This window comes from Alteripontixanthobacter muriae (assembly GCF_013336795.1).
GTDB classification, from domain to species: Bacteria; Pseudomonadota; Alphaproteobacteria; order Sphingomonadales; family Sphingomonadaceae; genus Pseudopontixanthobacter; species Pseudopontixanthobacter muriae.
Map to the genome: position 1 here is coordinate 71,309 of NZ_JAAFZT010000023.1, position 22,510 is coordinate 93,818.

The window sequence follows — 22,510 nt, forward strand, 5'->3', positions numbered from 1 at the left end:
TCCGTGAAGGCGCAGAAGGCGCAACCGGTCAGATATGTAAAAGAGCGGCGCGTCGCCCAGCGCACTATTCCTAGGGACGTGCCCCGCAAACGGCGCATTACCCGCCGGGTCGTCGAATGCGAGCCGGTTGGCCCGATCGCACCGGGCATGGTGGGCGTTCCCGCGCCCGCCGGCCAGTATGCGGAAGATTGCCCGCCACAGTACCAGATGGCCTATGCGGCAGTGCCTGCTCCTTTGCCCCTGGGTGCTCCCGTTCAGGGCGGCAGCGGTGGCGGCGGCGTTACCGTAATCGGCGGTAGCGGCGGTTTGGGTGGCGGCTTCGGAGGCGGATTTTTCGGCGGTTTCTTCGGTGGCGGCGGATCGGGCGGGGGCAGTGTAGCAATTACTTCGACCACGACCGGATCGTCGAGTTCTTCCGGCGGCGTCGTGATCGATATCGACAATTCCAACAGCGGCGGTTCCACCTCGAGCTCGAGCTCGACAGGCGGCGTGACCACGACCGGCGGATCGACCTCCACCTCGACAGGCGGCAGCACGACATCGACCGGCGGGGTCAGCACGTCAACGGGAGGGGTGAGCACATCTACCGGCGGAATAAGCACGTCGACAGGGGGGGTGAGCACCTCTACCGGCGGAGTCTCCACCTCCACCTCGACGACATCGGGCAATGTTTCCACATCGTCAGGCAATGTCACGAGCAGTTCCGGCAACAATGCCAGTTCCTCCACGTCAGGCAATGTTTCCAGCAGCAGTTCGGGCAACGTATCGAGCAGCAGTTCCACAAGCTCGTCCACGTCGGGGAATGTCAGCACATCGACCAGCACCAGCTCGTCGGGCAATGTGACGTCATCGACCAGCACGTCGTCCTCCACGAGCACGTCAACGAGCACGAGCGGCGGCATTTCGACCACATCGACCAGCAGCGGCACGCAGGTTCCGGCGCCGCCGATGACGATCCTGTTCGGCCTCGCCGCCGCAGCGGTGCTGGGTCGGCGGAAGCTGAAGGCCAGGCAGGCGGTCTGACCCGCACGCTCCCAACTACGCATAAGGCGGCTTGCAAGAGCCGCCTTTTTTGTAGCTTGAGCGAGTCAGCCGAGTTGAACTGCGTCAGACGCTTGCCCTCAGCCAACGCAAAAAGGGCGACCCGCAGGCCGCCCTCTCGCTATCCAATCTTTCGCTTGGCTCAGGCGGCCAGTTTGCGCAGCACATATTGGAGGATACCGCCGTTGCGGTAATAATCCATTTCATTGGCCGTATCGATCCGGCACTTGGCCGTGAAGGAGAAGCTCTCGCCATTGGCGCGGGTGACATCTACGGTGACATCCTGCCCCGGAACCAGATCGCCCAAGCCGCGAATGGTGAAGCTGTCGTCGCCCTTAAGGCCCAATGTCGTCCGGCTTTCACCCTCTGCGAACTGCAGCGGCAAGACGCCCATCCCGACGAGGTTCGAACGGTGAATCCGTTCGTAGCTTTCGACGATCACGGCCCGCACGCCGAGGAGGATCGTGCCCTTCGCCGCCCAGTCGCGGCTCGAGCCGGTACCATATTCCTTGCCGGCAACGACAACCAGCGGCGTGCCGTCGTCGCGGTGCTTCATGGCCGCATCATAGATGGCCATCTGTTCGCCCTTGTAGGTGGTGTAGCCACCTTCGACACCCGGAACCATTTCGTTCTTGATGCGGATATTGGCGAAGGTGCCGCGCATCATCACTTCATGATTGCCGCGGCGGCTGCCGTAGGAATTGAAGTCCGCTCGCGCGACCTGGTTGGCCAGCAGATATTCGCCTGCCGGGCTGTCAGCCTTGATCGACCCGGCCGGGCTGATGTGGTCGGTCGTGACGGAATCGCCCAGCACGGCCAGCGGCTTCGCATCGACGATGTCGGTGATCGGAGCTGGCGTCATCTCCATCCCGTCAAAATAGGGCGGATTGGCGACATAGGTGCTGCCGGGGCGCCATTGATACGTATCGGACCCGGCGACGTCGATGGCCTGCCAATGCTCGTCGCCCTTGTAGACATCGGCATAGCGGCGTTCGAACATGCCACGATCGATATTGGCGTTGCGCAGGTCGGCGACTTCCTGATTGCTTGGCCAGATGTCCTTCAGGAACACGTCCTGTCCGTCCTGGTCCTGCCCGATCGGGCTTTCGATCATGTCTTCGGTGACGGTGCCTTTCAGCGCATAGGCCACCACCAGCGGCGGGCTGGCGAGGAAATTCGCGCGGACATCGGGGCTGACGCGGCCTTCGAAATTGCGATTGCCCGAAAGCACGCTGGCGGCAACGATGTTGTTGTTGTTGATTGCGGCGCTGATCGGCGGAGCCAGCGGGCCCGAATTGCCGATGCAGGTTGTGCAGCCATAGCCGACCAGATCGAAGCCCATGGCGTTGAGATCGTCCTGCAGGCCCGATTTGATCAGATAGTCGGTGACCACCTGCGAACCCGGTGCAAGGCTGGTCTTCACCCAGGGCTTCGGCTTCAGGCCGCGAGCCCGCGCCTTCTGGGCGACCAGACCGGCGGCGATCAGCACATCGGGGTTCGAGGTGTTGGTGCAGCTGGTAATGGCCGCGATGACCACGTCGCCATCGCCGATGTCATGATCCCGGCCTTCCACGTCGACACGCTCGGCAGCCAGCTTCTTGTAGGTCGTGCGCAGGTCACCGTTGAACAGATTGTCGACTTCGGGAAGGATAACCTTGTCCTGCGGGCGCTTCGGACCGGCAAGCGATGGCACTACGGCATCAAGGTCGAGTTCGAGAGTGGTGGTAAACACCGGATCGGGATTGGCGTCGTCGTGCCAGAAACCCTGTTCCTTGGCATAGGCTTCGACCAGCTCGATCTGGCCTTCTTCGCGGCCGGTCAGGCGCAGATAATCCAGCGTCTTGTCGTCGATGCCGAAGAAACCGCAGGTTGCGCCATATTCGGGCGACATGTTGGCCAGCGTGGCCCGGTCGGCAAGGCTGAGGCTGGCGAGGCCGGGGCCGAAATATTCGACGAAGCGGCCGACGACGCCGTGCTGGCGAAGCATCTGCGTCGCGGTCAGGACGAGGTCGGTAGCGGTCACGCCTTCGCGCAGACGGCCGGTGAACTTGAAACCGACCACTTCGGGAACCAGCATCGAGATCGGCTGGCCCAGCATGGCGGCCTCGGCCTCGATCCCGCCGACGCCCCAGCCCAATACGCCCAGCCCGTTGATCATGGTGGTGTGGCTGTCGGTTCCGACGCAGGTGTCGGGATAGGCGACCAGATTGCCGTCGGCATCCTCGCTCGTCCAGACGCACTGCCCGATGTTCTCGAGGTTAACCTGGTGGCAGATGCCGGTACCGGGAGGAACGGCCTTGAAATTGTTCAGGCTGCGCGCGCCCCACTTCAAGAAGTCGTAGCGTTCGGCGTTCCGCTGATATTCCAGGTCCATGTTCTGTTCCATGGCCTTGGGATGGCCGAATTCGTCGACCATGACGGAATGGTCGATCACCAGATGGACCGGGACCTGCGGATTGATCTTGGCGGTGTCGCCGCCAAGATTGCTGATCGCATCGCGCATCGCGGCAAGGTCAACCACGCAAGGCACGCCGGTGAAATCCTGCAGCAGCACGCGCGCCGGGCGATACTGGATTTCGCTGCCGGTTTTCGGGTTCTTCTGCCAGTCGGCCAGCTTCTGGATATCGTCGACGGAAACGGTATGACCGGCATCCTCGAAGCGCAGCAGGTTCTCCAGCAGGACCTTCATGGAAAACGGCAGGCGTGAAACGTCCCCGATCTTCTCCGAGGCCTTGGCGAGAGAGTAATAGGCGTATTCCTTGCCCCCCACCGTCATGGTGCTGCGTGTATCGAGCGAGTTCTTGCCGACCATAGTCATGCTTGCGCGTCCTTTGCTTGCGATTTTCAACTGCCGACCCGCCGCAGATGGGAAAGTGGCGAAAGGTTTCACCCGGATGAACGCATGAAACCGAATTGCGGTCCAACTGCGCAAGAAAGCGCGTTTCGTCAAGGCGGCGGAGGTTCAGCAGCAAGCCGGCCCATACTCAGGGGTTGTTTCGCGGAATTTTCTTGAGTTGTTCCTGTAGATGCCGAAGAATGGCGAGGGCGCGCATGGCTGCGCCTGTATCATCAGCCGGGGGGCAGAGGCAGCATGAATAATTCGGCGGACCAGAGCAGTGTCAGGATTGACAAGTCAGACTTCATAGCTTCTCGGCGGGAATGGGTGCTGCGCGCAGGGGTCGTGCTGACTTCGCTGGCGGTCGTCGCCTGTTTCGCAGCGGCATTCACTTCAGCGGATCAGCCCGCGCGAAGTTCTGTGACCAGCGAAATGGCAGACTGAATTCAGACTTTCAGCCGAGGTCCCTTCCTGCAGTAATGGTGCAATTCAGCCTCCAGCAAGGCAGGTTGAGGGATAGTCCTGTGCTAAATCTGGCGCTAATATGGCCGCATATGCAGCGGCCTGCGCGCCGCCATTTGTGCAAGGGGCACGTGGAATGAACAGATCGTATCAATGGGGCCTGCTGGCTTCCGCCGCCATCTTCTCGGCAATGCCGCAGGCCGGGTTGGCGCAGACGGCACGGGGTGCTCCGGCTACCATCTTGCCGCCCGAGCGTCCGGTCGTCACGGCGGAGCCGCAGGTCGCGGATCGGCAAGCTGTGCGGCCTGCAGTCGCTCCGCCTGTCGGAACGCCAGCTGGAACCGCGCCTCTGTACGTGGAGAATAACGAGGTCGTTCAGCCTCTCACCCCCACCGTGCAGACCTGGACTGTCGCGCAGGCGAGCACCCTGGCGAAAGTGATCGATGGGATCGCGTCCGAAGGTCTGGACCCGCGCGACTATCACCCTGGCGATCTGCAGGCTGCAATTTCAGCCGGCCCGGGCGGGGCCCTGAACGAGGTGGCCAGCCGCAGCTTCACCTTCCTGATCGAGGATATGCGCGACGGCCGCACACCGATGGCTTCGCGCCGCCAATGGTTCGTCGTCGATCCCGATCCCGACCGCTATCGCACTGCCGACATCATGAAAACGGCGCTGGAGGACGGCGATATCGCTGCGGCGCTCAAATCGGTCGCGCCGCTGCACCCCGACTACGGCATCCTGAAGGCCGAACTGGCGAAGACGCCCAAGGCGGACTCCAAGCGGCGCAAGCTGATCCGTGCCAATATGGACCGGTGGCGGTGGTTGGGCCGCGACCTCGGCGGACAGTATCTGATGACCAATGTGCCCGAATATCAGCTGCGCCTGACGGTGAACGATAAGATCATCAGCACCTATCGCACTATCGTCGGCAAACCCGGCCGCACCGCAACCCCGCAGTTGGCGGAGAGTGTCGAAGGCGTCATCTTCAACCCGAACTGGACCGTGCCGCAGAGCATCGTCAAGGGCGAGGGCCTGGGCGCAAAGGTGCTGGGCAATCCCGCCTGGGCCAAGCGCGCAGGCTATGTCGCCACTAAGGGCGAGAACGGCTGGGTCAGTGTCGTGCAGCAACCCGGACCAACCAATTCGCTGGGGCGCATGAAGCTCGATATGCCGAACGAGCATGCTATCTTCCTGCATGACACGCCCAACCGTAATTTGTTCGAACAAGCCAATCGCGCGCTCAGCCACGGCTGCATCCGTACCGAGCGGGCCAGCGAACTGGCAATTACCATGGCCATGTTGCAGGCCGGGCTTACGCCTGAGGAAGGCGTGGCGCACAACACATCCGGCAAATACACGCGGGTCGGGTTCGACAAGACAATGCCCGTCTACATCACCTATTTCACCATGGCCCGGGACATTAACGGCAAGCTGGCTACATTCGACGACATCTACGATCGCGATGCGCCGGTTCTCGCTGCATTGGACAAACCACGCATCGCTAATCGCGCCCGCGTTACGGACGAGGAAGTGGTGCCGCTGGAAGCGCCGGGTGCCTGATCGGTAGCAGACGCAAAAAAGGCGCGGAGACCGGCAGGTTTCCGCGCCTTTTTCATTGCGCTGCAAGAATGTTTGCGGTCAGTCCGCCGGCGGCAGGTTCAGCCGATCCGCGAAAATCAGACGGCCACCCGCGACCTGCACCAGCGCTTTCTTGAAATCCGCCTCGCCCATGGCCAGGCAACCGTTCGACCGGCCTAGCCGGCCCCAACGCTGGACATGCTCGGGCTCGGCATAATTGGCGCGGTGCATGACGATAGCGCGGTCGAGCGCGTTGTAATTGCTCCGGTCCAGCCCCAGCAGGCGGACCGATGTTCCGTATCGTCCCGAGTACCAGTTGCGCGTGGCGAAAGCGCCGCTGCTGGTCGCGTTGCTGCCCTCCACATTGGAAAACAGGTTGAGAAAGCCGTCATGCTCCGGATCGGAGCCGGTTCCGTGGCTGACCAGATGCGATTCCACCGTCCCGTTTTCCAGATTGACGAAATGGAAGCGCGGGATGGACGAATGAAGCGCAAAATCCGCGATGGCAACGATATCGCGGTGCCACAGAACCTCCGCCGGGGCGCGAGCAAGCTCGCGCTGCGCGATGTTCATCAGCTGGCGATCGCGCAGGTTCAGGGCGAGTGGGCTGGCGGCAATACGTGCCGGAATGGCGAGAGCCGCCCCGGCAACGAAGCCTGCCTTCAATAGTTCGCGTCTTTTCATCAACTCGTGTGTAGCAGGACGGCGAATAACCTGTCGTGAATATTGTGCGATGCGCTGCCGCAGCTATCGGTCATCCTGTCGCACCACGACTTGGCGAGCGGGGTGGCGAGCATTCTCTCGCGCCATCGCCAGCATGGATGCCGCGTGCCGGGCGGCGACGATTTTCTGGTCCGCGCCGTAACCGCCGCCCAGCGCGCTGGCGACCGGCAGGCCGCGTCGGCGAACCTGGTTGACCACATAAGCGTCGCGCCGCGCCAGCCCCTCGTCGCTCAAGGCAAGGCGGCCAAGGCGATCGTCATGATGCGGATCGACACCGGCTTGGTAGAGCACAACATCAGGCCGGAACGCATCGAGCAGCACCGGCAGATGTCGCGCCAATTCGGCAAGATAGTCCTTGTCCCCTGTCCCGTCCGCCAGTTCCACGTCCAGTCCGCTGCGCGCCTTTCTGACCGGAAAGTTCTTTGCCGCGTGCATCGAAAACGTGAAGACGTCGGTTCGGCCTGCCATCAGGCTGGCCGTTCCATCACCCTGGTGCACATCCAGATCGACGATCAGGACACGGTCCGCAGCACCCTCAGCAATCAGGCGATTGGCATTCACCGCCAGATCGTTGAACACGCAATAACCCGCGCCGGTATCGTGCAACGCATGATGACTGCCGGCGGCGCTGTTGGCGGCGTAGCCATGCTGCATCGCCAATTGCGCTGCCATCCAGGTGCCGCCATTGGTGTGCCTCACGCGCGAGGCGATGCGCGGGGTAACTGGAAAGCCGATCCGGCGCTCTTTCTCTCGCGGAACGGCCGCGGTGAAGACCTGTTCGACATATTCGGGATCATGCACCGCCTCCAGCCATTCGCGCGGGCAGGGCGGGGGCGCATGTTCTGTCAGCGGGTAGCCGCTCTCGCGAAGGGCCACCATTACCAGGCCATATTTGTCGAATTTGAAGGTGCCACGTTCGGGCGGCGGAGCCATGTAATCGACATGATGGATGACGTGAAGCAAGGTGGCGTTACGCTGTGATTGTCAGCAGCGCAGCCCGGCGCCAGGATGGTCGAGCAGCGCGCGCACCGGTGTCTACTCCGCTGCCGCCGCCTGGCCGGCGTCATTCATCGAATCCTCGATCTCGGCTGCTTTCGCTTCCACCAGATCGACGATGTGGTCGAGCATATCCGCGCTCTGCACATGATGGTCCGTCACGCCCGACAGATAGACCATGTGCTTTCCCGCACCGCCGCCGGTGATGCCGATGTCGGTTTCGCGGGCCTCGCCGGGGCCATTGACCACGCAGCCGAGGACAGACAGCGACAGCGGCGTCTTGATGTGCTGCAGGCGTTCTTCCAGCGCCTGCACGGTGCGGATGACATCGAAGCCCTGCCGCGCGCAGGAGGGGCAGGATACGACGCGCACGCCGCGGGTGCGCAGGCCGAGCGCCTTCAGCATTTCGAAGCCGACGCGCACTTCCTGTTCAGGCTCCGCCGACAGCGAGACGCGGATGGTGTCGCCAATGCCCGACCACAACAGATTGCCGAGGCCGATGCTGCTCTTCACCGTGCCGCCAATGAGGCCGCCTGCTTCGGTAATGCCGAGGTGCAGCGGGCAATCGACTGCATCGGCCAGGCCCTGATAGGCCGCGACAGCCAGGAACACGTCGCTGGCTTTTACCGCTACCTTGTATTCGTGAAAGTCGTGGTCCTGCAGCAGCTTGATGTGATCCATCGCGCTTTCGACCAGCGCTTCGGGGCAGGGTTCGCCGTATTTTTCCAGCAGATCGCGTTCGAGGCTGCCGGCATTGACCCCGATGCGGATCGCGCAGCCGTTCGCCTTTGCTGCCCGCACGACTTCGGCGACCCTTTCGCTGCTGCCGATATTGCCCGGATTGATACGGAGGCAGGCGGCACCGGCATCGGCAGCCTCCAGCGCGCGTTTGTAGTGGAAATGGATGTCGGCGACCAACGGCACGCGCGCCGCCTTGACGATCTTGCCGAACACGGCCGTGCTTTCCTGATCGGGGCAGGAGACCCGGATGATGTCGGCACCCGCTTCCTCGCACCGGCGGATCTGGTCGATGGTCGCGCCGGCATCGGAGGTCGGCGTGTTCGTCATCGTCTGGACGGTAATGGGCGCGTCGCCGCCGACCGGTGTGTTGCCGACCATGATCTGGCGGCTCTTGCGGCGTTCGATCGTGCGCCAGGGGCGGATGGTATTCATGTCTGGGGGCCGTTCGCTGAAATTGTATGGCAGGATATCTGCGGGATAAGCTCGGCTGCCCTATAGCAGATTTGTTGCAGCAGGGCGGCAGCTTCGCACATGAACCGACCTTAGCAGGTTCGGCGCGACTGTGAAATTGCGGAGTTTGCGCGCGAAAGCGGAGCCTAGAGCCGCAATTCGAACAGGAACTCGTCATCGCGGTGAGTGCCGACCCAGAAGTCTACATCGGCGATCTTGGTGAAGCCGTAGCGGGCATAGAACCGCTGAGCGCCGGGATTATCGCTATAGACCGATAGCTGGATGGCATCGGCGTTTCGCCCCCGTGCCTCGCCCAGCGTCCAGTCCATCAAAGCCGCGCCTATGCCCTGCCCCGTCAAGCGCGGCTGCGTGTAGAGCTGCCCCAGAGCAATCGGGCGCTGCGCATCGGAATGTTTCGCATAGGGGCTGGAGAGTGCCAGCTTGCAGAACCCGGCCAGGCGATCGTCAGTTATCGCCAGGTGGTGCAGACGATCAGGATGCGCGATTTCACGGGCGACGACTTCCGGAGCGTAGGTTTCCTGCAGAAAGCACTCGAGATCGGGGGGATGGTAGATATGGCCGAAAGCGGCGACAAAGCTGTCCCGCCCCAATGCGGCGAGGCTTTCGGTGTCGTCCAAGGAAGCGGGGCGCAGGATCATGATCCCGCGCCCCTACTTGCAATCAAGCGATGGTTTCAAGCCACCGATTTGTCAGCGGTCATGCCCCGGGTGGCAGATCGTCATCGCGAACGATGGGATCGGTGGTCCGCGTCGTGGTGGCCGTAGTGGCCGTGGTGCCCGTGGTCGTGCCGCTGGCGGAAGATTTCAGCTTGCTACGCTCTTCACGCACCTTGCTGTCCATCTCTTCCAGCTTGCGACCGGCCCACTGACGACCGCCGAGGCCGAAGGCGAGCGCGCCGCCGACACCGAAGGCTACCGCACCGGCAATCACCAGCGCTGCAAAGGCCATCTCGATGATGTTCTCACCCACGCTCATGAAACGCAGGCCCATGAAGGTGAACAGGATGATGGTGGCCCATTTCACGATCTGTCCGGCAAGGCTGGTTTCGCCATCGCCGCCGCCGATCATGCGTTCCAGCATGCGGGCGATCATGAAGCCGATCACGATCACCACCGCGCCGAAGATGATCTGAGCACCAAGTTCAAGCACTGCGTCGAGGATCTGCGTCAATTCGGGGAAACCGAGCAGACGCGTCGCCGCGATAGCGAAGAACAGGATGATCGCGATCTGCGCGATGCGGGCGATGATGCTGCTCAGAGTAGTGCCGGCAGGCAGGATGTCGGTCGAACCGATGGCGCGATCGACGCCCAGACCGGGCAGGATTTCCAGCAGGATTTCCGCCACGAACTTGCTGATCAGATAACCGATGCCGAGCAGGATGGCCGCACCGATGATGCGCGGAATGGCATCGAAGATGAGGGCGAGCATGTTGCTGGCAGGGCCGGATATCGTCCGCAGGTCCAGGGCTTCCAGCGCCATTATGGCGACCGGAATGATGATCAGGACAAAAACGATGGTGCCGATTGTCTGGCTGATCTTGTGATTGCCCGTGACTTCGGCAGCACCACCGCGATTGACCCACTTGTCGAAATCAAAGGTCTGGAGGGCGGTTACCGTTAGGTCACGCAGGATGCGCGCGATCATCAGGCCGATGAAGAAGATCAGCGCAGCGCCGATCAAATTCGGGATGAAGCCGGCGATGTCGGTCAGCAAACGCTGCACGGGCGCCATTACGGGTCCAAGGTCGAAAACGTTCAATACAGCGATCAGGCCGAACAGCCAGATGATCAGGGCGACGATCTTGCCCAGGCTCTCGCCGAGGCTGTGTCCGTTACCGGTATGGCGCTGGAAAAACCGGACGTTGTCGACCAGCTTGGCGAATGCCCATTTCGCTGCCCTGGCCAACGCCCAGGTGACGATCAGTATGATGATCGCCAACACTATGTTTTCTGCCAGTTGCACTGCTGCATCCTGGTTGAATCGGTAATTGCCCATGCGCATTGTGTTCTCCCCTGAACTTGCGAAATGCGTGCCTAACACAAAGCAACAACTATTATAAGGGGAGGTTCCCGAATGACTTGGAAAAGGCTGATTTCAGCCCCTTCAGCCTGGCTAATTCAAGGCAGATCGCGGCCGCGGGCTTGGCGATAGGTACCCAGTATGCGCAATTCCTTGCAGTGGAACGCCAGTTCTGCAAGCGAACGATCAACCGCAGCGTCACCCGGTGCGCCGATGATGTCGGCATAGAACATGCTGGCGGCGAAACTCGCCCCTTTTTGATAGCTTTCCAGCTTGGTCATGTTGACGCCGTTGGTGGCGAAGCCGCCCATCGCCTTGAACAGGGCGGCGGGTATGTTCTTCACTTCGAATATGAAGGTCGTGATGGCGGTGTCGCCCTCCAGGCTCGACGGGTCTAGCGGCTCGGGTGCCAGGATGACGAAGCGCGTCATGTTGTCGGCGGCATCCTCCACACGTCGGTCGACGATCTCCAGCCCGTAAAGGTCGGCGGCAATGGCAGGAGCGATGGCGCAGAGCGAGGGGTCGCGCAGCTCCGCGACGTGAGCGGCAGCCCCTGCGGTATCTGCATAGCTGAGCGGGACGATCCCGCGCTCATGCAGATAGTGACGCGACTGACCCAATGCCTGCGGATGGCTGTAGGCCGCTTCGAAAGGGCCGATCGAGCCGTCTGGCCTGCGCAGCCCCATCAGGGCGTGGTGGATCGGCATGAAATGTTCGGCAACGATGGAAAGGCCGCTTTGAGGAAGGAGGAAGTGGATATCGGCCACGCGGCCATGCTGGCTGTTTTCAATGGGGATGATCGCGCAACCGGCGCGGCCATCCTTCACCGCCTCGATGGCATCCTCGAAACTGAAACAGGGTAGTGGCAGTGCATCAGGCGCGAATTCCTGCGCCGCGCGGTGCGAATTTGCACCGGGTGCGCCCTGCAGCGCGATGGCGCGGGATGGCCCCGCAGCAGCGGCGGTCTGCATCTTTTCAACCATAGCGAGGGCGGGGGCGGGGAAGCTGCGCATGGCGTTTGCGCTAAAGGCCCTCCGGCATGGCTGCAAGCAATATGGCCTTGGCGCAGGCGAAGCGCTGCTCGCACCCGGGCACCCCTTGCAAGTCGCGGCGGGTCTGACTAGAGCCAAGCGGCATATCTGCCCGTGCCGTCTTATCGGCAGGATTCGAGGGGCAGGCAATTGTAGAGACGCGATAAATCATGGACGACCGTTTCAATACCGCCGCCGGCTGGGTTCTGGGTGCAGCAATCGTGGCGCTGGGCCTTTCAAGCATATCCTCCCGCTGGTTCGAAACTGAACGGCCCGAGGAAATGGGCTATCCCATCGAAGGCGTCGTGGAAGAAGGCGGCGAAGAAGCCGGTCCGTCGCTCGCCACCTTGCTGGCCAGCGCCGATGCGCTTGCTGGTGAGAAGGTATTCGCGAAATGCACCGCCTGCCATTCGATCGCGCAGGGCGGACCCAATGGTATCGGACCCAATCTGTGGGGTGTCCTTGGCAAGCCCATCGGCAAGCATGTGGCGGGTTTCGCCTATAGTTCGGCTCTGGCTGAACATGGCGGTGAGTGGGATTACGAGGCGATGGACGCCTGGCTGAAAAGCCCGCGTGCATTCGCCTCTGGCACGAAGATGAGCTTCGCCGGGCTTTCCAGCGCCGAAGATCGCGCTGCCGTGATCCTGTACATGCGTGAAAATGGCGGCGGGCCGCCGCTACCGGAACCCGAAGCCGAACCGATCCTTGGCGAAGAAGTCGGCATTGACGGTGCTGCGGAAGGACCCGGTCCGATCGAAGGTGGCGGTGCCGAAAGTGCCGCTCAGGCCGCGGGCGCTATGTCGGACGAACAGCCGGTACCCGGAGCAGGTGCAGCGGTCGCGAATGACGGTGCAAAGCCGGGCGACTGACGACCCGGTAAGTGAGGCGGTTCTGCCGAACCGCCGGTGTGAGCGCACCAGCCCGAGCTGACATCTGCGTCATTCAGCGGCTTCTCCACGCAATTGGCCGCGGCTCAGGCCTGCGGTTTGCGGCCTTGCGCGATGACATACCATTCGGAACTGCCCTTGCGGCTCGCAGGCGGTTTGGCGTGTTTCACGGTCCGAAAGTGCCGCTTCAGCAGATCCAGCAATTCCTTGTCGGTTCCGCCGGCCAGGACCTTCGCCACGAAGGCACCGTTTTCTTCCAGCGTACGAATGGCGAAATCGGCGGCCGCTTCGACCAGTCCCATTGTCCGCAGATGATCGGTCTGCTTGTGACCGACAGTGTTCGCCGCCATGTCGGAAAGGACCAGATCGGGCGGACCATCCAGCGCTTTTGTCAGAAGGTCCGGCGCGGCATCGTCCATGAAGTCCATCTGCAGGATCGTGACGCCGTCCAGCGGCTCCACTTCCAGCAGATCGATGCCGACGATGGCCGCTTTCGGTGAAAGCTTGCGGACCACCTGCGCCCAGCCGCCCGGCGCTATGCCCAGATCGACCACGCGCCTGGCGCCCTTTACCAGTCCGAACCGTTCGTCCAGTTCCAGCAGCTTGTAAGCAGCGCGGCTACGATAACCCTCCGCTTTCGCCTGTTTGACGTAAGGATCGTTCAACTGGCGCTCCAGCCAGCGGGTGCTTGAAGCGGTGCGCCCCTTCGCCGTGCGGACGCGCTTGTCCGGATCGCTGCGTGAACCTCTCATACTTCTGCCCTCGCCAGATCGGCATGATCCGCAGCCATCAGGCTCCGCAAGATGCCTTCGCGTATGCCGCGATCCGCCACACCGAGCCGGTCGGCTGGCCAGAGATCGAGGATGCTTTCCAATATCGCGCACCCGGCAACCACGAGGTCGGCACGGTCATTCCCGATACAGGGCAGGGTGCGCCGTTCGGTCGGAGACATGCCCGACAGTCGGTCGCTGATGTCGCGCATGGATGCCGAAGGCACGATCAGCCCGTCGACCGCACGGCGGTCGTATTGGGGCAGTTCGAGATGGAGACTGGCAAGCGTCGTAACCGTTCCGCTGGTTCCGAGAAGGCGTATATCCTCACCCAAGGCAGCCCGGGCAACACGCCCCGCGAAGGGGGCGAAACTTCTTGAAACGAGCCTGCGCATCTCGGCATAACGGGCGAGGCGCGCATCCTTGCTGTCGCCTTCGGCCCTCCCGACAGTATCGGTCAGTGAAACGACGCCCCACGGTACGCTCTGCCAGTCGAGGATGCGCGGAACAGGGCCGCCGGGTTCGATCAGCACGAGCTCGGTCGAACCGCCGCCAATGTCGAAGATTACCGCCTGTCCCGCCCCGCTCTCAAGCAGGACATGGCAGCCCAGCACGGCGAGGCGGGCTTCTTCCTGCGCTGAAATGATGTCGAGAACGATGCCGGTTTCCTCACGCACACGTTCGATGAACCGCGCCCCGTTCGCTGCGCGCCGGCAGGCCTCCGTTGCGACCGATCGCGCCAGATGGACATTTCGGCGGCGCAGTTTTTCGGCGCAGATGTGCAAGGCCCCTAAAGCGCGGTCCATGGCGACATCGCTGAGTCGCCCGGACATGGCGAGGCCTTCACCCAATCGGACGACCCGGCTGAAGGCATCGATTACGGTGAAATCAGGCCCGGAGGGCCGAGCTATCAGCAGGCGGCAATTATTGGTGCCCAGATCCAGTGCGGCATAAGCCTGACGCCCGGCGGCTTTGCGGAAATCACCGGGTTCACCCGCTGGCTTCGCTTTGCGTCCGGCACCAGCGGTCTGTGCCTTTGCAGGCGTGTCGCGGTTGCCGCCCTGCCCATCGGCGCGGCTGCGCTGTTTCGCCTGATCCGCTTTACGCGGTCTTTTTCGGTCCGGACGGGGCCCCTTCGTCGGGCCGGTTCCGTGCGCCTGCTGACCCGGTTTTTCGGGGCGGCGCTGCCTGGGCTGGGACGGGCGCTTGTAGCGGAAATCGGCGACCCCACCCGATCCTGCGCCTTTTTTGCCACCAGCCTTCTCGGTGACGTCCGGCGGAGTGAAATCCGCCATATCTCATGCTTTCTTTTCCTCCCGCGCAGTTCGCGCGGGGACCTGCCGAGGATGCTAGCGCGGCAGCAGGGTTAGGGCAAGAGCAGCGCCTGGCGCGAGGCGTACGGTCCCGCCCTGAATCCCGCAGCGGCACCGCCGCCGAAAGCCCCTTGACCCGCAATTAGGCGCGCTTTAGAGGCCCCCACGATTGCCCCGTCGTCTAATGGCAAGACTACGGACTCTGACTCCGTCAATCGAGGTTCGAATCCTCGCGGGGCATCCAATTTTTCCTCTTTTATATCAAACAGTTAAGATGCTCATTCGCATGTCTGATGAGGGGTTTCCTTATACGGCAGGTTCTCGCTGATTTCCGCTGAATTGCAGGGATTCTCCGCCGGTCTCGGCTGCTCCTTGCAACAAGGGTGCAACATGAAGACCCGCTCTTTCAGAGCGTGTAATCTGATCGGCAGCGGCTGGTCTGAAGTCTTCCACGAGGAGAGAAGCTTCGGATCCTGTCTCCCCGACCAACCTACCTTTTCCGTTAAATCTCAGCAGGTTAAGCGTAGAGCCAGCGCTCATTCTATACACTTTTCTATACAGTCGTAGGCAGGACGCAGTCCGAATCCGGAATGCGCGATGCTGCCAACGGGCAATCGGATAAGTAGCGGGCAAACACGCCGCCACACACATGATATCAGGACGGTGGAAGCGGGCGGCACGTTCTTTGACTTGAGAGAAAGCCAGTGAGTTGCGTGCCGACCCGACATTCACTACTTCGCGAGCACAACTTGGTTCCCGCGAGAGACAAGGCATGGCAGATTGGTTGTATATCGGTCTACTATGCAAACGGACTAAGGGCCTCTCTGTCGCTATAGACCCAGCCGCCATGTGCTATGCCAAAAGGATTAGACCGAAGTGTATAGGAGCGCTTGAGGCAGTGCAGACCCTAGACTGCACTAGCAGCACAATACCGCTTCACCGTTGCAGGCGATAATCCGAACTCCTGTGCAGTCTTGGCAATGCTAGCGCCATTGTCCTTGCGCCACTGTGCAACTGCATCGCTATCAGCAGCGAAAGGACGCCCTAGGCTAGCTTTGCCCCTGTGGGTCATACCGTTGGCAGCGAGCGAAGCCCTTGCGGCTTGCCTACCAGCATCACAGCGCTCCTTAATGCGCTGGCGCTCCATATCGGCAATCTGTGCCAGCACAGCTACCACCAGTTCACCAACACCTTTGGCGATAGGACCCAAGCCTAAAACGTCTATGGTTACGCCTCTGGTGATTAGCTTACGAACCACAGACTGCACATCCAATGCATCGCGCCCTACACGGTCCAATGCAGTGACGCAGACCGTATCGCCTTCACGAACATAGCCTAGCAGTGCAGCGAAGCCAGGACGGTCAGCAGCTAACGTAGCACCCGACACACCTTCGTCAGCAAACTCCTTATCGAAGTTGCCACCGAGCTGCCCCCTTCTGAGTGGTCCATCGACTATTTTAGTCTGGACCATGAAGGAGATGAAGAATGCCATCGAAGAAGCACAAGCCGGAAGAGATTATCGGCAAGCTGCGTGAGGCGGAGATCGTGCTCGCGCAGGGCGGAACCACGGCCGATGCGTGCCGCCGGATCGGGGTTACGGAGCAGACCTATTACCGCTGGCGCAGGGAGTATGGCGGTTTGAAGGTCGATCAGGCTCGGCGGATGAAGGAGCTGGAGAAGGAGAACACCCGGCTTCGCCGTGCAGTGTCGGATCTGACCCTGGACAAGCTGATCCTCCAGGAGGCTGCCCGGGGAAACTTCTGAGCCCCGCGCGGCGGCGGCGCTGCATCGATCACATCAGAGGCATGATGCCCGTGTCCGAGCGCCGGGTCTGTCGCGTGCTGGGGCAACACCGATCGACGCAGCGCAAGGTGCCGTGCGGGGCCGATGATGAGCAAGCGCTCACCGAAGACATCATTGCCTTGGCAAAGCAGTACGGCCGCTACGGCTATCGCCGAGTGACGGCGCTGCTCCGCGATGCGGGGTGGCACGTGAACCGCAAGCGGGTTGAGCGTATCTGGCGCAAAGAGGGGCTGAAGGTGCCGCAGAAACAGCCGAAGCGCGGGCGGCTATGGCTGAACGACGGCTCGTGCATCCGCTTGCGGCCAGAGTATCCGGGGCATGTGTGGGCGTATGACTTTGTCGAGGGACGCACCCATGATGGTCGCAAGTTCCGCATCCTTACCATCATCGACGAGGCCAGCCGGGAGTGCCTGGCGCTGGTCGTTGCCCGCAAGCTCAAGCATCAGGACGTGCTGACGGCACTGGCTGACCTGTTCGTCTCTCGCGGTCCACCAGCTCACATCCGGTCCGACAATGGCCCGGAGTTTATTGCTAGTGCCGTTCAGGAGTGGCTTGCCCGCATCGGGGTGAAGACGCTCTACATCGCGCCGGGCTCGCCATGGGAGAATGGCTACAACGAAAGCTTCAACGGCTCACTGCGTGACGAGCTGCTCAATGGCGAGATCTTCTACAGCCTCACTGAGGCCAAGGTACTGATCGAGGCTTGGCGCCGCCACTACAACACCGTGCGCCCGCACAGCAGCCTCGGCTATCGGCCGCCTGCCCCGGAAACCGTAAGATCGCCATTGCCGCCTTCCGGTTCCGCTTCGCTCCACCTCCAGCCGGCAATGGCGCAGGAGGCAACAATGCACTAACAATCAACACGGACCACTCGGTGGGGGCCGGTCAGTCACCAGCTCGCGGATCCCCGCATATGTCAGACGCTGCTTGCCCATCTGCTGATTGTAGAGGATTTGCAGAGCGATCAGCTCGTCGCGATTGTCTTCGATGAACTGCTTGAAGCTGGTGATGGTCTCTTCAGACCGCTTGAGGTCGAAATCTGCGCTGATCACCTCGTCGGTGGTGATCTCGTCGATGACGATGTTGGTCTTTGCCTTGGTGTCTTTCAGCAGGTTGCGCACCGCAGGTTTGTCGAACGGCTCGCATGCCGCGTTGGCGAGCTGCTCGATCACCGCGTCTGCCTGTTCCTTGGACGCCGTGGGGCCATGAATGGCCACGATTTCCTCGGTCTGCTTGTCAGGGTCGATTGCATCGAGCAGCGCATTGGCGAAGTCGCGAGGCGTGCGGCCGCCGGTAAGCTATTGCAAGAGGATGCAGGCGCTTCGGCCGAGGTTGCTCGTTACGACAGCGCTCAAACGGCGCTGGAGGAGTTAGTTGGTCTTTCTGGTGGGAAGACGAGAGAGGCTCTGGCGCGGGTCGCCATCGGGCAGGTGTCTGATGTGGCCGAGCACATGAGCGACATCGCAGTCTTCTAAGCGTCGGCGGTTAATATACAGAAATCTCAAATGAGGACGCGCGACAATTCGTTGAGCGCGTGATCGACGATGGGAAAACCTCGGTGCGTTGGTCTGAGACAACGGTCCGGCGCGTTTCTGCTTGTTTGACTGGCTGCGGTGCGGCGATCGCTGTTTCTCGAGTTTCCCGGTGCTCGTGGATCCGGGTTTCGGTAGAGCTTTAGCGTGTCAGAATCAGTGTAAGCTCCGGAATCAGCAAGGGGCGCAAGGCACGAACTTGACCATTCCCGTTCATCGCTGATTTGCTGCATGTGCTCCGTATTGATGATTGAGCACGAACCAGCGCCGGAACGCGCGATTTTGCTGCATCAAGTTCAAGAGTCGTGGACGGGAAGACCTTCTCTCTGCCTGGAAGATTCCCCTTGCAAGTGCGACTAGTTCGCAATAGCAGCCGCGCTCCTTAAGAATGGTTCGCAAGAAAGCTAAAAAAATCATGGGTCACCGCACGCTTCGCTTCACTCTCCTCCTTACTGCTGCTGCTCTTCCTGCCGCGGCGATCGCTGATGAAACTGCTGACGCGCAGCCAGAACGCGATTACCTCCCGAGCGACATCATCGTGACTGGGGAGCGCGGCGGCTATGTAATTGATGACGGTTCAACCGCGACGAAGACGCCGACACCGTTGATCGATGTGCCTCAGGGCATCAGCTTCATCACCGAAGACCAGCTCGAAGATCAGTCGATCCGGCAACTGAATGAGGCTCTGCGATACGTACCCGGGGTCAGCCTGGAAACTGGCGAAGGTCACCGGGACGAAGTCTTCATCCGTGGTCAGGAAACCACAGCTGACTTCTACCTGGATGGACTGCGCGATGATGCACAGTACTACCGTCCGCTTTACAACATCGAGCGCGTCGAGGTGCTGAAGGGTGCCAACGCACTTATTTTCGGGCGCGGCGCGGGTGGCGGGGCTATCAACCGCGTTTCGAAGACGGCACAGACAGATGATATCTTTGCTGGTGCGCAAGCCTCAGTTGATACGTTTGGCGCCTTCGCTTTACTGGCCGACGTCAACAAACCGCTCTCTGATGCAGTCGCCGTACGGTTGAACGGTACCTATGAAGAGTTCGACAGCCACCGCAATTATTATGAGGGTCGGTTTATCGGCATTTCGCCCACTCTGACTGCAAACCTTGGCCCGGCCACCCGACTGACGGCAACTTACTCTTACGACGACGATCAGCGTGTAGTCGATCGCGGCGTTCCTTCCTTTCAAGGCAGCCCTTTGCGCGGCTATGAAGACACGTTCTTTGGTGACCCGGACTTCAACAGGTCGGAAGCTGAGGTGCACATCGGGCGAGTCCGGCTAGATCACGAGTTTGCCTTGGGACTCAATGCCAATGCCACCGTGCAGTATGCCAATTACGACAAGATCTATGCCAATATTTTGCCGACCGGAACCGATGGGTCCGTAGTGACGCTCGATGGCTACGAGGATTCCACCGGACGCGAGAATCTGATTGGCCAAGCTAATCTCGTTTGGGAGACTGCAGGTGACGGGTTCGCCTCGACGCTGTTGCTGGGGCTTGAGGCCAGCAGGCAGGACACGCAGAACTCACGCCGTGAGGTCTTTTTTAGCGACAATGACGCGCAACGGATCAATACGCCTCTCGCCGAACAGATCACAGTCCCTGCATTTACGCTCGCTCCGGTGTCACGATCGCGCGAGAGCACCCTCGAAACCTTGTCCTTCTACTTGCAGGAGCAGTTCGAAATTGGCGATCACCTTGAGCTGGTGGCGGGCCTCCGCTGGGATCGGTTCGATCTTGATACAGTCAACTTGATTTCCGGCGTGCAAGGCGACCGGGTAGACGAGCGCGTCAGTCCCCGTGCAGGTGTAATTGTGAAGCCTGTCGAGCAGCTCTCACTCTATGCCAGCTACACGGAGAGCTTCCTCCCACAGGCCGGCGATCAATTCCTGCTAATCTCGCCGGGCGACGAACGCTTCGAGCCTGAAAAGTTCACCAATTACGAGTTGGGCGTCAAATGGGCTCCGTTGGAGGAGGTGCTTGTCACTGCGGCCGCCTTCCGGCTCGACCGCACCAACACTACCGCACCCGATCCGAACAATACCGGCCTTGTCGTCCAGACCGGCGAAAGCCGCGTTGAAGGATTTGAAGTCGGCGCTGTCGGCTCCATCACCGATTTCTGGCAGGCTAATCTAGGCTACACGTATCTTGACGGCGAACTGCGCACTTCCTCAGATTTTGGGGATGCGGGAGCCAGGTTGCAGCAGCTTCCGCGTCATCAGGTCACCGCATGGAACCGCTTCGATCTGACGGAGCAGCTCGGCTTTGGCGTGGGCGTGATTCACCAGAGCGACCAGTTCGCCAGCTTCTCGAACACCGTTGAGCTACCCAGCTACTGGCGAGTCGATGCCGCGGCATATTACACGATTTCAGAGCAGATCAGCCTTCAGCTCAACATCGAGAATCTGTTCGACGAGACCTACTTCCCGAGCGCCCATGGCAACAACAACATCCAACCGGCGGAACCCTTCAGTGCCCGGTTCGGAGTACGGATGGAACTTTGACACAGGCATCAACCCTGGTTTGATCACACCGAGCGGCGCGGCACATTCGCTTCTGATCCTGTGAACGCCCTTTGCGAACGGCCTGCGAGGCAATCAACTGAACTGCCCCGCGGTGCCGTTCGCGATCTTCTAACACTCCTGCTTCGATCAGGGCTTCGCTCATGAGCCCCGCAAGGATCGGAAAGAGGAGTGCGGGTTCGCAGGCAGCGGCGGCATGGCGGTTGAGGCGCGCTCAGCTCAGGCAGACTGCCAGCCTTTTTCGCGATAGGGGTATCACATGAAGACCAGCCCTAATTCGCGCCTCGTGCTATGGTTGATCCTTGCGCTGCCCGGCATATTGATCTTGGGCCGCTGGGCTTTCACACCGGACCTCTACGGCTATGGACATGCTGTCGGCGAAAGCGGCAAGTGGTCCGCATGGTTGTTGATGGCGACACTTTCGGTCACGCCCATCAGGCTAGTTTTTCGGAAGCGGTGCTGGGCGGCATGGCTGGCGAAGCGGCGCCGCGATCTCGGCGTGGCCAGCTTCGCCTACGCTTGCGGGCACACGATCATCTATCTGTATCGCAAGAGTGATTTCGCGATTCTGCTGGATGAATTGTCGTCACCCTACATCCTGGCGGGATGGCTATCCTTCGCGCTCTTCGTACCGCTTGCCGTCACATCCAACGACGGGTCGATGCGAGCGCTCAAACGAGCCTGGAAGACGCTGCACCGGCTAGTCTATCCTGCTGCAATCCTAATGTTCCTGCACTGGGCTCTGCTATCCTTCGAACCGACCACGGCCTTCATCCACATAGGAATAATGACCGCGATCGAGTTGCCGAGGATTCTTATTCAGTGGCGTCAGAGAGTGACGTAGCGGCGCAGACGCGCGACCTCTGCTTCATCGACATATTTGCCGATTTCGCGATCGAATACGCCGAGATCGGAATACGGCCGATATTCTTCGAATTCGTGCACCATCTGGTCGGTCATGCCGGGGATCAGACGGATCTCTTCCTCGCTCGCGGTGTTCAGGTCGATCGGCACGAACACATTGGTCAGAATGGCCTGAGCTTCCTGCTGCGAACTCGATTCCACCAGGCGGTCGTTGAACGTGATGACGCTTTCGTAGGGCTGGCCCGCGACAATGGCCTGGGCAAGCTCGGGCGATACGCCTTCGACCGAAATCAGCTGCTCGACGGTTGCTTCATTGGGGTTGATCACTGCCTGATCAGCGATTGCCGTGTCGGCAGCGGCCTCGGTCGCTGCATCCTGTTCGACAAGCTCGGCATTATCTTCGGCAGCAGGAGAACAGGCCGCCAGCACGAGGGCCGAGCTTGCCAAGGCCGCAGCGGTGATAAGTTTACGCATTGATGATTGATCCTTTTCAACTGGAACTGCGGGTTAGCCCAAACAACCGTACGGTGGAACCGCCACTTGCGCGGAGCGCTCGTCTGCGGCGCTTTCGTCAACTTGGTGGGCGACGTTCAGATCTCCGGAAGGGCCGAGAAGGTGGTGCCGAGAGGCGGAGCCGGTCCTGCACTCATCATTCGTGCAGACGACCTGGCCGACAGGATCAGAGAAGTTTGCGGCACGGTGTTATTCGAGGTGCAACTCAAGGAACAAGCTGCAGCGTGCATTCGCGGTGACCTGAGGCATTCGCGCCTACGAAACAATGAGCGAACATTAGCTTGGCGTCCTGCTAGGGTCCGGACCCATAAACAGGATTCACAGCGGCATTGGGATGTGATTCATGAGCCTCCAGTGAGGAGGCATGTGGATGGCAAATTTCTTCTGGTTCTCGGA

Annotated in this window: 19 protein-coding genes and 1 tRNA gene; 7 read left to right on the forward strand and 13 right to left on the reverse strand. The window is 61.0% G+C overall.

The window, feature by feature from the left end; all coding sequences use genetic code 11:
- Positions 1 to 254: 254 nt before the first annotated feature.
- Both G7A66_RS08645 and acnA read right to left on the reverse strand, forming a co-directional pair.
- Entirely contained in the window at positions 255 to 1,046 is a 792-nt protein-coding gene (locus tag G7A66_RS08645; protein ID WP_174295287.1) for a hypothetical protein, read from the reverse strand.
- A gap of 137 nt (positions 1,047 to 1,183) precedes the next feature.
- Positions 1,184 to 3,859, reverse strand: a complete 2,676-nt coding sequence (acnA, locus tag G7A66_RS08650) for an aconitate hydratase AcnA (protein WP_174295288.1) — start codon at positions 3,857 to 3,859, stop codon at positions 1,184 to 1,186.
- 616 nt (positions 3,860 to 4,475) lie between these two features.
- Between acnA and G7A66_RS08655 the strand changes: the two genes are divergently transcribed.
- A complete protein-coding gene (locus G7A66_RS08655) occupies positions 4,476 to 5,900 on the forward strand; it encodes a L,D-transpeptidase family protein (RefSeq protein WP_232366759.1) in 1,425 nt (474 codons plus the stop codon).
- Positions 5,901 to 5,978: 78 nt separating this feature from the next.
- Here G7A66_RS08655 and G7A66_RS08660 read toward each other — a convergent pair whose 3' ends face one another.
- From G7A66_RS08660 to G7A66_RS08685, 6 genes are all read right to left on the reverse strand, one after another.
- The gene (locus tag G7A66_RS08660; RefSeq protein WP_174295289.1) at positions 5,979 to 6,602 is read right to left on the reverse strand and encodes a murein L,D-transpeptidase catalytic domain-containing protein; all 624 of its coding nucleotides are present in this window, start codon (positions 6,600 to 6,602) and stop codon (positions 5,979 to 5,981) included.
- A 63-nt stretch (positions 6,603 to 6,665) separates the two neighbouring features.
- Positions 6,666 to 7,604: a histone deacetylase family protein gene (locus G7A66_RS08665; RefSeq protein ID WP_232366760.1), complete on the reverse strand. Its 939-nt coding sequence runs from the start codon at positions 7,602 to 7,604 to the stop codon at positions 6,666 to 6,668.
- A gap of 72 nt (positions 7,605 to 7,676) precedes the next feature.
- Positions 7,677 to 8,810: a flavodoxin-dependent (E)-4-hydroxy-3-methylbut-2-enyl-diphosphate synthase gene (gene ispG, locus G7A66_RS08670; RefSeq protein ID WP_174295291.1), complete on the reverse strand. Its 1,134-nt coding sequence runs from the start codon at positions 8,808 to 8,810 to the stop codon at positions 7,677 to 7,679.
- Positions 8,811 to 8,974: 164 nt separating this feature from the next.
- Positions 8,975 to 9,487 carry a GNAT family N-acetyltransferase gene (locus G7A66_RS08675; protein WP_174295292.1) on the reverse strand — a complete coding sequence of 171 codons (513 nt, stop codon included), beginning with the start codon at positions 9,485 to 9,487 and terminating at the stop codon, positions 8,975 to 8,977.
- Positions 9,488 to 9,545: 58 nt separating this feature from the next.
- Positions 9,546 to 10,844, reverse strand: coding sequence for a mechanosensitive ion channel (locus G7A66_RS08680; protein ID WP_232366761.1), 1,299 nt, complete (start codon positions 10,842 to 10,844; stop codon positions 9,546 to 9,548).
- A gap of 122 nt (positions 10,845 to 10,966) precedes the next feature.
- On the reverse strand, positions 10,967 to 11,881 hold the full coding sequence (locus G7A66_RS08685; RefSeq protein WP_174295294.1) for a prephenate dehydratase: 915 nt from the start codon (positions 11,879 to 11,881) through the stop codon (positions 10,967 to 10,969).
- Positions 11,882 to 12,069: 188 nt separating this feature from the next.
- Here G7A66_RS08685 and G7A66_RS08690 point away from each other — a divergent pair, with 188 nt between their 5' ends.
- Entirely contained in the window at positions 12,070 to 12,768 is a 699-nt protein-coding gene (locus G7A66_RS08690; RefSeq protein WP_174295295.1) for a c-type cytochrome, read from the forward strand.
- A gap of 104 nt (positions 12,769 to 12,872) precedes the next feature.
- Here the strand turns inward: G7A66_RS08690 and G7A66_RS08695 are convergent, their stop codons facing one another.
- Positions 12,873 to 13,538: an RlmE family RNA methyltransferase gene (locus G7A66_RS08695; RefSeq protein WP_174295296.1), complete on the reverse strand. Its 666-nt coding sequence runs from the start codon at positions 13,536 to 13,538 to the stop codon at positions 12,873 to 12,875.
- A complete protein-coding gene (locus G7A66_RS08700; protein ID WP_174295297.1) occupies positions 13,535 to 14,851 on the reverse strand; it encodes a Ppx/GppA phosphatase family protein in 1,317 nt (438 codons plus the stop codon). Before G7A66_RS08700 ends, G7A66_RS08695 begins: the two co-directional genes overlap by 4 nt.
- Positions 14,852 to 15,039: 188 nt before the next feature.
- Here G7A66_RS08700 and G7A66_RS08705 point away from each other — a divergent pair.
- A tRNA-Gln gene (locus tag G7A66_RS08705) sits at positions 15,040 to 15,113 on the forward strand.
- Between the two features lie 663 nt (positions 15,114 to 15,776).
- On the opposite strand, the gene G7A66_RS08710 is transcribed toward G7A66_RS08705, so the two are convergent.
- Complete coding sequence (locus tag G7A66_RS08710) at positions 15,777 to 16,361, reverse strand: recombinase family protein (RefSeq protein WP_174295298.1); 585 nt, start codon at positions 16,359 to 16,361, stop codon at positions 15,777 to 15,779.
- Here G7A66_RS08710 and G7A66_RS08715 point away from each other — a divergent pair.
- Positions 16,355 to 17,526, forward strand: a protein-coding gene (locus tag G7A66_RS08715) for an IS3 family transposase (RefSeq protein ID WP_174295299.1) whose coding sequence is annotated in 2 segments (ribosomal slippage) — positions 16,355 to 16,619 and positions 16,619 to 17,526 — 1,173 coding nt in all. Because the reading frame shifts where the segments join, the coding sequence is not laid out codon by codon here. The two genes, G7A66_RS08710 and G7A66_RS08715, sit on opposite strands and share 7 nt — an antisense overlap.
- Positions 17,527 to 17,529: 3 nt before the next feature.
- On the opposite strand, the gene G7A66_RS14410 is transcribed toward G7A66_RS08715, so the two are convergent.
- The gene (locus G7A66_RS14410; protein ID WP_206675136.1) at positions 17,530 to 17,889 is read right to left on the reverse strand and encodes a type I restriction-modification enzyme R subunit C-terminal domain-containing protein; all 360 of its coding nucleotides are present in this window, start codon (positions 17,887 to 17,889) and stop codon (positions 17,530 to 17,532) included.
- Between G7A66_RS14410 and G7A66_RS08725 the strand changes: the two genes are divergently transcribed.
- The 3 genes from G7A66_RS08725 (at position 17,878) to G7A66_RS08735 (ending at position 21,581) form a co-directional block, all read left to right on the forward strand.
- Positions 17,878 to 18,147: a hypothetical protein gene (locus G7A66_RS08725; protein WP_174295300.1), complete on the forward strand. Its 270-nt coding sequence runs from the start codon at positions 17,878 to 17,880 to the stop codon at positions 18,145 to 18,147. The two genes, G7A66_RS14410 and G7A66_RS08725, sit on opposite strands and share 12 nt — an antisense overlap.
- A gap of 445 nt (positions 18,148 to 18,592) precedes the next feature.
- Complete coding sequence (locus G7A66_RS08730; protein ID WP_232366762.1) at positions 18,593 to 20,719, forward strand: TonB-dependent receptor; 2,127 nt, start codon at positions 18,593 to 18,595, stop codon at positions 20,717 to 20,719.
- Positions 20,720 to 20,996: 277 nt separating this feature from the next.
- A complete protein-coding gene (locus tag G7A66_RS08735) occupies positions 20,997 to 21,581 on the forward strand; it encodes a protein-methionine-sulfoxide reductase heme-binding subunit MsrQ (RefSeq protein WP_174295301.1) in 585 nt (194 codons plus the stop codon).
- Here the strand turns inward: G7A66_RS08735 and G7A66_RS08740 are convergent.
- Entirely contained in the window at positions 21,566 to 22,075 is a 510-nt protein-coding gene (locus G7A66_RS08740) for a hypothetical protein (RefSeq protein ID WP_174295302.1), read from the reverse strand. The genes G7A66_RS08735 and G7A66_RS08740 overlap by 16 nt on opposite strands.
- Positions 22,076 to 22,510 lie beyond the last annotated feature (435 nt).